The organism is Rahnella rivi, assembly GCF_019049655.1.
GTDB classification, from domain to species: Bacteria; Pseudomonadota; Gammaproteobacteria; order Enterobacterales; family Enterobacteriaceae; genus Rahnella; species Rahnella rivi.
In genome coordinates this window covers 106968-118632 of record NZ_JAFMOX010000064.1, presented here as the reverse complement: position 1 = coordinate 118632, position 11665 = coordinate 106968, and the positions used below count along the sequence as shown (strand labels likewise).

Here is an 11665-nt window from a genome sequence, read left to right as displayed (position 1 = left end):
TATGGAACGCCGTTTGCTTTTGCAGCGCAAGTCTTCCACGGATGAGATCAGGATAAATGACGTATTACTGGTTGGCACAGTCAGTCGGTGTTGTGGCCTTTGCGGTCGGCATCACGATGTTTTTCAACCGCAGCGACCGCCGCTTCAAACAACAACTTTCCGCTTACAGCGCCATTATCGGCGTGCATTTCCTGATGATGGGCGCAGCGCCCGCCGGGATGAGCGCCTTACTCAACTCCCTGCGCACCCTGATTTCCCTGCGGACCCGCAACCAGTGGATCATGGTGGTTTTCATCGTCCTGACGCTGGTATTAGGGCTGAGCCGCGCACACCATTGGGTGGAATTATTGCCCGTCGGCGCCACCGTCGTCAGTACCTGGGCGCTGTTTCGCACCAGCGGGCTGACCACGCGTTGCATTATGTGGTGTTCAACCTGTTGCTGGGTGGCGCACAACATCTGGCTCGGCTCGATCGGCGGCTCGCTTATCGAAGGCAGTTTCCTCGTCATGAACGGTTTTAACATCATCCGCTTCCGCCGCCTGCAACTGCGCGGCATCGACCCGTTTGAGGTCGAGAAGAAGATACTGCAGAAGAGGGATGAGCAGGGGTAATCCCTGCTTTTGAGTGCGTAATGGCGTTGTTGAATAAATCGAACTTTTGGCCGTAGTTAGGATCAGATCACCACACTCCTGATCCTGCAGCGATATCACGTGGCAAAACAAAAGTTCAAAATCACCAACTGGGCCACCTACAACAAGGCGCTTGTCAATCGGGGCTCACTGACATTCTGGCTTGATGAGTCGGCCATTCAGGCCTGGTATGACGAACCCAACACGTCTTTACGCGGTCGTCCGCAACGTTATTCTGAGCTGGCCATTTCAACCGTTCTGATGCTCAAACGCGTTTTTCGCCTCACACTTCGCGCTGCGCAGGGATTCATTGACTCCATCTTTACCCTAATGAAGCTCCCGCTCCGTTGCCCGGATTATTCCTGCGTCAGCAGGCGGGCTAAATCCGTCAGCATCCCTTTCAAAAACCCAACGCGCGGTGAAATTGCCCATCTGGTTATCGATTCCACCGGCTTAAAAGTCTTCGGTGAGGGTGAGTGGAAGGTGAAAAAACATGGCCAGGAAAAGCGCCGCGTCTGGCGGAAACTGCACCTGGCGGTGGATGCTGATACGCATGAGATTATCTGCGCTGACCTGTCCCTAAACAACGTGACTGATGCAGAGGCATTCCCGGGGCTTATCCGTCAGACGCACAGGAAAATCAGGGCCGCCTGTGCCGACGGGGCTTATGACACAAAGCGGTGCCACGACGAGTTGCGGCGCAAGAAAATTAAGGCGCTTATCCCGCCGCGAACGCGCGCCGGCTACTGGCCGGAGGAGTATGCCGACAGAAATCAGGCGGTGGCGAGGCAACGGCTTACTGGGAGCAATGCGTACTGGAAATGGCACACGACTTATAACCGGCGTTCAGTGGCCGAAACGGCGATGTACCGCGTAAAACAGCTGTTTGGTGGGCATTTTACGTTGAGGGATTACGATGCGCAGGTTGGAGAAACTATGGCCATGATCCGTGCCTTAAACAAAATGACGCGTGCAGGGATGCCAGAAAGTGTGCGGATTGCCTGAGGAAGTCAGTGACGAGAGGCGCTTTTATCTAAATCCGAATTATTCAACAAAGCCTATTTCACCTCAAATATCCGTATTAAGGACGGGATATTGATAATACGGGGCAGGTCTGAGGTTGTCCATGTTCCCCAGACCTGATGTGGCGGAGGTTTACTCGTCTAATTTCAGCGGTGGCAGTTGGGCAAAAATACTCAGCAGGCCTTCGCCCCAGCCTTTGCGGATCATGTCGAAATACGGGTGTGTTTCGGTGATCCGGTACTGTTGCGCCGTGCTGTAGCTGTCGACCGGGTAGGTCAGCACATCCAGCGGCAGGCCGACGGAAAGATTACTGCGCAGCGTCGAATCCATCGAAATCAGCGCGCACTGCATGGCCTGATCCAGCGGAGTATCGAAGTTCAGCACGCGATCGATAATCGGCTTGCCGTACTTGCTTTCCCCCACCTGAAAATAGGGTGTGTCATGGGTGGCTTCGATGAAATTACCCTGCGGATAAATATGGAACAGCCGCAACCCTTCCCCCTTGATCTGGCCGCCGAGCAGCAGGTTACAGCTGAAATCCGTGGTGCCGCCCTGATTGGCGCCGCTGTCACGGGCAATCACTTCGCGCACCGTTTCCCCGAGCAGGCTGGCGGCGTCGTACATCGATTCCACGTTAAGCAGATTTTCCCGCTGATCATCGAGGCAACGCCGGTGCAGCAGGCTGATAATGCTCTGTGTGGTCGCCAGATTTCCGGCACTTTGGAGCACCAGCACCCGTTCATCGCTGTGATGAAAAACATGCAGTTTGCGGAAGGTGGAAATGTGATCCACCCCGGCATTGGTGCGCGAGTCTGAAACAAACACCAGGCCAGAGGACAAGCGCATGGCCACACAGTAAGTCATAGGATTCGTTCCTGTATCGATTATTGCGGTATGTCGAACATTTCAACTGCCGCGACAGTGCGCATGTCTTCGCATCCTCCACCTAACCGGATACCGCGGACCGGGCAAGCATCAAGATAATCTATGCCGATAGCCAGTTTCAAATGCTGATTGGGCTGGCAGGTGTTATTGGTGACGTCAAAGCTCTGCCAGCGGTCATCCAGCCAGGCTTCTGCCCAGGCATGCATCGCCACATGGGCGGAATCTTCAGTATAAAGGTAGCCGCTGACATAGCGCGCCGGAATGCCCAGACTGCGGCAGCAGGCGAGAAAGACGTGAGTGTGATCCTGACATACGCCTTGCTGCGCGGAAAACGCCTGCGACGCGCTGTCTTTCACCGTGGTGGTGCCGGGGCTGTAGGGCATTTTCAGCAGCAGCTCACCCATCAGGCTGCACAGGCTTTCGTGCTGAGCCTGTGGCCGGTAATAACGATGCGCAAAATCGCGGATCGCGCCGTCGGCCTGTGTCAGCGGGCTGGTACGTAAGAACACCAGCGGCGAGAGATGGCCGCAGCTGTCGTCTTCGGTGTTGTCTTCGATCTCCACCATGCCGTTGGCCTCAATGGTGATCGCCTGATGCGGCTGGTCGAGGGTCAGCACGTGCAAAACGTTGCCGTAGGCATCAAAGGTGCGGGTGGCATATTCCGGCAGGGTTAAATCCCATGACAGGATTTTCTGATGGCTGGAGTTTTGCGGGGTAAGGCGCAGGTATTGCGTGCTGTGTTTGACCTGCTGCGCATAGGTGTAATGCGTCTGATGACTGACATTCAGTTTCATTATTGTGCCTCCAGATAGGTCTGATGGATGCTCTCGGCGATAGCGCCGGTCTGGTCGAGGAACTGCATCAACCAGGGGCTGAGGCCCATTTCGACAATCTCTTCCATTTCGGTGAAACGAAGCTGCGCGTGCAGGGTATGAACGCGGCGGCGTGGCAGGTTGCCTGCGGTGCCGCCGATTTCTTCCAGCTGTTCGGCCATGATTTCCACGCAAGACAGCAGTGAGCGCGGTAATTCACGGCGCAGGATCAGCAATTCAGCGATGCGCTTCTGGCTAAGTTGCTGCTTATAGAGCGTGTGGAACGCTTCGCGGGCGCTGACCGCGCGCAGCAGGGTGTCCATCCGGTAATACTCGCGTACCGGATCTTCATCGGCGTTGAGAAGCTGATTTTTGGCATCCAGCAGGCGGGCTGTACTGTCTGCGCGCTCCAGCATGGTGCCGAGCCGGATGAAGTTCTGGGCGTCGCTGCGCAGCAAAGTGCCGAACATGGCGCCACGAAACAGATGTGAGCGCTCCTTAACCCAGTCGAAAAATGAATCGGCGCCCGCCGACCCGACGCCCTGGCGGCGGATCAGTTTCATCTCGATCCAGGTGGCATTGATGCTTTCCCAGACTTCAGAAGACAGGCTGCCGCGCACGGCGTGAGCATTATTCCACGCCATTTGCAGACAGCTGAAAATGCTGCCGTGGTTGATGTTGTCTAACGCGAAAAAGTTGAGCAGATTGCTCATTGTCAGCTGCGGATAATGCGCATCGAACAGCGTGCGCGTGCCGGTCATGGTCAGCGGCACCAGCAGATCGTTATTTTCGTCGCGTGCTGTCACGTCGCGGATCGACATCATCGACAGCTTGTTAGTGACGTCCAGCAGACGGGCGATATTTTCGGCGCGTTCCAGATAACGCGCCATCCAGTACAGCTCACTGGCGGTTCTGCTTAGCATGCGTCGTCCTCCGTCGAATCTTCTTCCAGCACCCAGGTATCTTTGGTGCCACCGCCCTGCGATGAATTGACCACCAGCGAGCCTTCGGCCAGCGCAACACGGGTGAGCCCGCCGGGCACCAGGCGAATTTCCGCACCGGTCAGGGCGAAAGGCCGTAAATCGATGTGGCGCGGCGCCAGGCCGTTTTCGACAAACGTCGGACATGTTGAGAGCGCGAGTGTCTCCTGCGCGATGTAATTTTCAGGGCGGGTTTTTAGCAGATCGCGAAAACGGGCCAGCTCTTCCTGACTGGCCATCGGGCCAATCAGCATGCCGTAACCGCCAGCGCCATGAACCTCCTTCACCACCATTTTGTCCAGATTCGCCAGCACGAAAGAGAGATCGCTTTCTTTGCGGCATTGCCAGGTCGGCACGTTATTGAGGATCGGATCTTCGGCCAGATAGTAGCGGATCATCTCCGGGACATACGGGTAGATCGATTTGTCATCCGCCACGCCGGTACCGATCGCATTCGCCAGCACCACGCCGCCCGCGCGATAGACGGAAAGCAGGCCGGGCACGCCGAGCATGGAATCAGCACGAAACGCCAGCGGATCCAGGAATGCATCGTCGATGCGACGGTAAATCACGTCAATTTTGCACGGCCCGGCGGTGGTACGCATCAGTACGGCACCGTCTTTCACGAACAGATCGGCGCTTTCCACCAGCTCAACGCCCATTTGCTGCGCCAGGAAACTGTGCTCGAAATAGGCGCTGTTAAAGCGGCCCGGCGTTAGCACCACGACGGTCGGATCGTTCACCGGTGTGCTTTCGCGCAGGGTTTGCAGCAGGTGAGAAGGGTAGCGCGAAACCGGCGCGATCCGCTGCTGGGCGAAGAGTTCCGGGTATAACCGCATCATCATTTTGCGGTTTTCCATCATGTAGGAGACGCCGGAGGGCGTGCGCAGGTTGTCTTCCAGCACGTAATATTCACCGTCGCCACCGCGCACCATGTCGGTGCCGGCGATGTGGGCGTAAGTATCACGGTGAAGATCGATGCCCTGCATACAAGGCTGATATTGATCGTTTGCCAGCACCTGTTCGGCAGGCACGATCCCGGCTTTGAGGATCTTCTGATCGTGGTAAATATCATGCAGAAACGCATTCAGCGCCTGTACCCGCTGACGGATACCGCGATCGAGCATTTGCCATTCCCCGGCAGGAATAATGCGCGGCACGCTGTCGAACGGGATCAGCCGCTCCGCGCCATCATCTTCGCCGTAAACATTAAAGGTAATCCCCACCCGGTGGAACAGCAGCGCAGCTTCCTCTTTTTTGCGCTGGACGGCCTGTTGATCGGCCTGCTGCAACCACTGCCAGTAAGCCTGATAATGGCTGCGGTGTTTCCCTTCAGCCATTAACATCTCATCAAAAAAGGGTGAATCGGAAAGGTCAATCTTGATCATCATCACCTCACAAACTGGACAGGCTGCAATTGAATCGTTCAATAACAATGAAGATCAGGCATAAAGTGTGCCAGCGTGCAAAATGGGCTGGAAATCAGGAGAAAAGAGGCAGGGCTGCTTAATTATAGGGCGGAAAGCGGGTTCTTTGCCTGATAATGGGGCAAAAAAAACCAGCCCGCAGGCTGGTCTGGTGCATCGGTGGTGCGAATTAACGGCGTACAGCGATGGCTTCGATTTCGATTTTCACGTCTTTTGGCAGACGCGCGACTTCAACGCAAGAACGGGCCGGGAATGGCGCGTTGTGTTCGGTGAAGAAGGCTTCATACGTGGCGTTAACGGTGGCGAAGTCGTTCAGATCTTTCACGAAAACGGTGGTTTTCACGATGTCTGAAACTTTCAGGCCAGCGGCTTCCACGATCGCCTGCACGTTTTCCAGTGACTGGCGTGCCTGAGCGGCGATATCGTCGGCCACGGCGCCGGTTTTAGGATCCACCGGGATCTGACCGGACGTGATGATCATGCTGCCCAGATCGACGCCCTGAACATAAGGACCGATGGCTGCCGGAGCGTTTTCAGTGCTGATTTCGCGGGACATAATGTCTCCTGATTTGAGTTAAGGTGAATGAAAAATTATCCCTCAGTATAAAGGGTTAATCGTTGTTCAGCACCACCTGGTGCTCAAACTCTTTCTCGCAATACTTACATTTCAGGTGCACGCCGTCGGCACGCTGTTTCACCGCAAAACTGGAATCCACCGGCTCAAAGCGGCTGATGCAGTTGCCGTTCGGGCAGCGTAAAACGCCCACAATCCGGTCCGGCAGCGTCGGCATCAGTTTCTTCACCACTTCATAATCATCAATGCGATTTACCGTCGCGCGCGGGGCGTACACCGCCAGCTGATTGACCTGCTCGTCGGTCAGAAATGTATTCTCGATTTTGATGATGTCTTTGCGGCCAAGTTCGCCGGACGGCAGGTTCAGGCCGACGGTGACGCGTTGTTCCGTCTGGGTAAATTTGAACAGAGACAGCAGCTTAAACCCGACCTGCGCGGGAATATGGTCGATCACCGTACCGCATTTGATCGCTTCAACCTGAAGTTTATTGTCGTGAGTCATGATCGTTTCTCCTCAAGTTTATTGGGCAGTGTCTGCGTTCAGCACCAGTGCCAGCAACGCCTGGCGCGCAAAAATGCCGTTTCCGGCCTGCTGGAAATACCAGGCGTAAGGCGTTTTATCGACATCCGGCGTGATCTCATCAATACGCGGCAGCGGATGCAGCACTTTCAGATGCGGCTGAGCATGGGTCAGATCGGCGGCGCGTAACACAAACTGCGCCTTCACATTGGCGTACTCAGACGGGTCAAGACGCTCTTTCTGCACGCGGGTCATGTACAGAATATCGATGTCCGGCACGACCTCCTCGATGCTGCTATGCAGGCTGTATTCAATCCCTTTCTCTTCCAGCAGCGCCAGAATGTAGCCCGGCATCGCCAGTGCGTCCGGGGCGATAAAGTAGAAACGGTTGCCGTTAAATTTCGCCAGCGCCTGCGCCAGGGAATGCACCGTGCGGCCATATTTCAGGTCGCCGACCATGGCGATGTTGATGTTATCCAGGCGGCCCTGTGTTTCCTGAATGGTGAACAAGTCCAGCAGGGTTTGGGTCGGATGCTGATTTGCACCGTCACCGGCGTTCAGTACCGGAATGTTGCCGGAGAATTCAGTGGCCAGACGCGCCGCGCCTTCCTGCGGATGGCGCATCACAATGGCATCGACGTAGGTGCTGATCACCGAAATAGTGTCGGCCAGCGTCTCGCCTTTTTTGCCAAGCGACGTGTTGCTGCTGTCCGAGAACCCGACCACCGACGCACCGAGGCGGTGAACGGAGGCTTCAAACGACAGGCGCGTGCGGGTGGAAGCTTCAAAGAAACAGCTGGCGATGACTTTGTGTTTCAACAATTCAGGCTGCGGACTGGCTTTCAGGCTGGCGGCGGTGTCGAGCACCAGCTCGAGCTCCTCGCGGCTGAGATCGTTAATTGAAATGATGTCTTTTAGATACAACGGATTCGCCATCGTCATTCTCCTGTTTCTTTGTGCTTAAAAGATGTGCCTGCAGTGGCTGCACACTCAAATTTCGGACAAAAAAAAGCCCCTGCAATGAGGGGCCTTTCTTTTTGATCAACTGAACGCTGACCAGCAATACAACGGAAGAACAACGGCAGCGGGCTGCCTGATGGCACGGTGTCTGGTCGATCGTCTGAGCGCAAAACGTGGCAAATGTTCATGGGTTCTCCCGGCAAATTGTGGCGCATTATACGCGCGTAACCGGCGACATCAAGCGGAAAATCGCCCGCAGGCAAACGTTTGGCTGTGGCCGGATCCGCAGGCAAAAAGTGTTAACTGGATCAAGGGGCGCAGGGCAAGAGTGCATTATCATGTTCCCACATTGAAACATCATTTCATTTTTACTACAGCAAAGGGAAAATCATGATTACCGGTAATATTCATCAGTTACATTTAGTCCCCTATCTGCCTGCCGCGCTGCGAGAAGCGATCGAATTCGTCAAACAGAACATCAACGCCGATACCCCGCTGGGTAAACACGATATCTGTGGCGATGACGTTTTCGTGCTGATTTCCAATGATTCAACGGCACCTCAGGCAGAACGCCGCGCCGAGTTTCATGCGCGTTATCTGGATATTCAGATTATCCTCAATGGGACTGAAGGCATGACTTTCAGCAACTTACCGGCAGGGCACGTTGACACCGACTGGCTGGCCGACAAGGACATCGCGTTTCTGGCTGCCGGTGAACAGGAAAAAACCATGGTCATGCAGACCGGCGATTTCGTGGTGTTTTATCCGGGCGAAGTGCATAAACCGCTGTGCGCCGTTGGCGAACCGGCCAACGTGCGCAAAGCCGTGGTGAAAATGGACGCCAGCGTGTTACCCGCTTAACGCTCTGCAGGCTGACGTTTAGTACGTTTAAACAATTTCATCCGCCAGCGACGCAGTCTTCCGAGGCGTTCTGGCGCTTTCAGTTTGTGTTTGATCCACACCACCTGCCACGGCTGGAGTCGCGTCTGCCCGTTAAACACGTCCCCGCCAATCAGATCCTTGCCTTCTACCGCCAGTTTAAGCACCTGTGAACGGCTGCTGATGTTAAACACGCAGGTTATGCGGTCTTCTGTTTTCGGATCATAGCGTTCCATGGCAAACAGCGATTTCCCGAGGTCAAACACCCGCTGACCAGCCTGTGGCGAGAACGCCGGATGGGCGCGCCGGTGCCTTATCAGTGCCTGTAAGCCCTCGAAAACCCGCGCGGGCAAACTGTCTTTCTTTTCCAGTTCGGCCTCAATTTTACTCAGATCCAGCTTTTTACGGTTGATGCGCCGGTTGATCCCGGACTGATGCATGCCGTCGAGATCGTTTTCGCTGCCCAGCAGGCTGTGGATATAAATCGCCGGCACGCCGATGAACGACAACAACAGCGCCTGCGCCGCCAGGAACTTGCGCGCTTTCATTTCGACGCTATCTTCCGGTTCGGTCAGTGCGCTCAGGTAATTGATATTCAGTTCATAAGGAGAATGGGTGCCGTCGCCGTTGTCTTTGTAGGAGACGCGCCCCTCTTTGCGCAGCGTTTCCTGCGCCATGTATTTGCGTTCTTCATCGCTGAGAAAGGTTTCTGTCGGGCGCAGTCCGATCCCGTCGTGGCTGGCGAGGAAGTTGAAATACGTGGTGTCAGGGTAGCGCGCTTCGGCATTCAGGCTCTGTGCCCAGCGGGTGAGTGTGGTGGTGTCTTCGCGTAAAAATGCATGCAGCGTCAGCGGCGGCAGCGGGAACTGATACACCATGTGCGCCTCATCGCCTTCACCGAAATAACTGATGTTTTCGTGATGCGGAACGTTGGTTTCGGTAATCAGCCGCGTGCCGGGGATCACTTCATCCAGAATCGTGCGCCACACTTTGATGATGTTGTGCGCCTGTGGCAGGTGAATACAGGAGGTCCCGGCTTCTTTCCAGATATACCCGATGGCATCGAGGCGAATCGACTGCCCGCCGCTGGCCGCGTATTGCAGCAGCACGTCGATGCTTTCCAGAAGGACCTGCGGATTTTTGAAATTAATGTCCACCTGATCTTCGCTGAAGGTTGTCCACAGATACAGCTCGGTGCCGTCGGCTTTGATAAAGGGAGAGAGCAGCGGCGAAGCGCGCGGGCGCACAACGCGGCTGTAATCGAGTTCAGGGTTGGCGTCGATGAAATACCCTTTGTAATAGGGATCGTCGTGCAGATAGCCTTTCATCCAGTCGCTTGAACGCGAGATGTGATTAATCACGCAGTCGAACATCAGATTAAAGTTCTCTGACAGGTGGTGAATGTCAGACCATCCTCCGAGATTTTCGTCGATTCGCCGGTAGTCGATCACGCTGAAGCCGTCATCCGAGCTGTACGGGTACATCGGCAAAATATGGATGTCGCTGATAATGTCGCGCAAATAGGTGTTAGCAAAATGATTCAGCGTCGCCAGCGGCGGTTGCTCGCCCTGGCGGATATTATCGCCATAGGTAATCAGATAAATATTCGTACCGTCCACCCAGCCTGTGGTGCGGTGTTTGCCGTAATCCCATTTGTTGGCGAGATGCAGAATCTTTTTCAGCAGATCGGCGATGTGTTCCCTGGGGTAAATCCTGCTTAACAGGCTTTCCAGCCGCAGGACATACTCAAGATTTACTGAGCTCATATCGGTTCCTTCTCACTGCATTTCTGTTTTTCTGACAAAGGCGATAAAACGAAAGCGCTTTAAAAAGGTTAGTTGAAAATGACCGGCTGTGGCGACAAAAGGGGGGATAACGGAGAATTCTGGAGGAAAAAGGCGGCATCATCCGCAAAAAAGTCGGGATGATGCCGTGGAATTTATTCTGTGCCGAGTGTGGCAACCATGACGGCTTTGATGGTGTGCAGACGGTTTTCCGCCTGATCGAACACGACGCTGTGGCGGGACTCAAAGACGTCGTCAGTGACTTCCATACCGCCCTGCAAACCGTATTCTTCGGCCATTTGTTTGCCGAGTGTGGTCTGATCATCATGGAAAGCAGGCAGACAGTGCAGGAATTTCACGTCAGGATTGCCGGTCAGCGTCAGCATCGCGCTGTTCACCTGATAAGGGCGCAGCAGGTTGATGCGCTCCTTCCAGGCCTCTTTCGGTTCACCCATCGACACCCAGACGTCGGTATAGAGGAAATCCGCGTCTTTCACGCCGGTGGCAATGTCTTCGGTGAGCGTGATAGTGCCGCCATTTTCATTTGCGAGATGTTGACAGGTCGCGACCAGTTCGGCTTCGGGCCAGCATACTGACGGTGCCACAAGGCGTAAATCCAGCCCGCACAGCGCGGCAGCTTCCAGCAACGAGTTGCCCATATTGTTACGTGTGTCGCCCAGATACGCCAGGCGCATCCCTTTGAGCGGCTGATTTGGCAGATGCTCCTGCATGGTCAGCAGGTCGGCCAGCAGCTGTGTCGGGTGAAATTCATTGGTTAAGCCATTCCATACCGGCACGCCGGAATATTCCGCCAGCGTTTCCACTTTATCCTGACCATAGCCACGATACTGAATACCGTCGTACATCCGGCCCAATACGCGAGCGGTGTCTTTCATCGATTCTTTATGGCCGATCTGGCTGCCACTGGGGCCGAGATAAGTGACTTTTGCCCCCTGGTCATATGCGGCAACTTCGAAAGAGCATCGTGTGCGGGTTGAGTCTTTTTCGAAGATGAGCGCGATGTTTTTGCCTTGCAGGCGGGCTTTCTCAGTGCCATTTTTCTTTGCCGCTTTCAGTTCAGCGGAGAGTGTCAGCAGGGACGAAATCTCTGACGGGGTAAAATCCAGTAACCTGAGAAAATGACGTTTACTCAACAAACTCATGATGTCGCTCCATAGCGCGTAAGCATTTC

The 11665-nt window shown here is 54.9% G+C and carries 12 protein-coding genes; 3 read left to right on the top strand and 9 right to left on the bottom strand.

The annotated features are described in order from the left end of the window. Positions 1 to 56: 56 nt before the first annotated feature. Entirely contained in the window at positions 57 to 611 is a 555-nt protein-coding gene (locus tag J1779_RS18295) for a YgjV family protein (RefSeq protein ID WP_056776425.1), read from the top strand. A gap of 99 nt (positions 612 to 710) precedes the next feature. Continuing rightward, complete coding sequence (locus J1779_RS18290; protein WP_338019870.1) at positions 711 to 1634, top strand: IS5 family transposase; 924 nt, start codon at positions 711 to 713, stop codon at positions 1632 to 1634. Between the two features lie 150 nt (positions 1635 to 1784). On the opposite strand, the gene J1779_RS18285 is transcribed toward J1779_RS18290, so the two are convergent. The 7 genes from J1779_RS18285 to pyrB form a co-directional block, all read right to left on the bottom strand. Further along, positions 1785 to 2516, bottom strand: a complete 732-nt coding sequence (locus tag J1779_RS18285; protein ID WP_136376593.1) for a proteasome-type protease — start codon at positions 2514 to 2516, stop codon at positions 1785 to 1787. Between the two features lie 20 nt (positions 2517 to 2536). Continuing rightward, complete coding sequence (locus J1779_RS18280; protein ID WP_056776478.1) at positions 2537 to 3331, bottom strand: transglutaminase family protein; 795 nt, start codon at positions 3329 to 3331, stop codon at positions 2537 to 2539. Then, positions 3331 to 4272, bottom strand: coding sequence for an alpha-E domain-containing protein (locus tag J1779_RS18275; RefSeq protein WP_056776481.1), 942 nt, complete (start codon positions 4270 to 4272; stop codon positions 3331 to 3333). The genes J1779_RS18280 and J1779_RS18275 overlap by 1 nt, the downstream gene beginning before the upstream one ends. Continuing rightward, positions 4266 to 5717, bottom strand: coding sequence for a circularly permuted type 2 ATP-grasp protein (locus J1779_RS18270; protein ID WP_056776484.1), 1452 nt, complete (start codon positions 5715 to 5717; stop codon positions 4266 to 4268). Before J1779_RS18270 ends, J1779_RS18275 begins: the two co-directional genes overlap by 7 nt. 208 nt (positions 5718 to 5925) lie before the next feature. After that, complete coding sequence (gene ridA, locus J1779_RS18265; protein WP_056776488.1) at positions 5926 to 6312, bottom strand: 2-iminobutanoate/2-iminopropanoate deaminase; 387 nt, start codon at positions 6310 to 6312, stop codon at positions 5926 to 5928. Positions 6313 to 6367: 55 nt separating this feature from the next. Next, the gene (gene pyrI, locus J1779_RS18260; RefSeq protein WP_056776493.1) at positions 6368 to 6832 is read right to left on the bottom strand and encodes an aspartate carbamoyltransferase regulatory subunit; all 465 of its coding nucleotides are present in this window, start codon (positions 6830 to 6832) and stop codon (positions 6368 to 6370) included. Positions 6833 to 6850: 18 nt separating this feature from the next. Continuing rightward, entirely contained in the window at positions 6851 to 7786 is a 936-nt protein-coding gene (gene pyrB, locus J1779_RS18255) for an aspartate carbamoyltransferase (RefSeq protein WP_217204462.1), read from the bottom strand. 414 nt (positions 7787 to 8200) lie between these two features. Between pyrB and J1779_RS18250 the strand changes: the two genes are divergently transcribed. Beyond that, the gene (locus tag J1779_RS18250; protein WP_217204461.1) at positions 8201 to 8671 is read left to right on the top strand and encodes a NanQ anomerase/TabA/YiaL family protein; all 471 of its coding nucleotides are present in this window, start codon (positions 8201 to 8203) and stop codon (positions 8669 to 8671) included. On the opposite strand, the gene J1779_RS18245 is transcribed toward J1779_RS18250, so the two are convergent. Both J1779_RS18245 and argF read right to left on the bottom strand, forming a co-directional pair. Next, complete coding sequence (locus tag J1779_RS18245) at positions 8668 to 10455, bottom strand: sugar phosphorylase (RefSeq protein ID WP_183848422.1); 1788 nt, start codon at positions 10453 to 10455, stop codon at positions 8668 to 8670. The genes J1779_RS18250 and J1779_RS18245 overlap by 4 nt on opposite strands. 173 nt (positions 10456 to 10628) lie before the next feature. Next, the gene (gene argF / locus J1779_RS18240; RefSeq protein ID WP_217204460.1) at positions 10629 to 11636 is read right to left on the bottom strand and encodes an ornithine carbamoyltransferase; all 1008 of its coding nucleotides are present in this window, start codon (positions 11634 to 11636) and stop codon (positions 10629 to 10631) included. Positions 11637 to 11665: the final 29 nt, after the last annotated feature.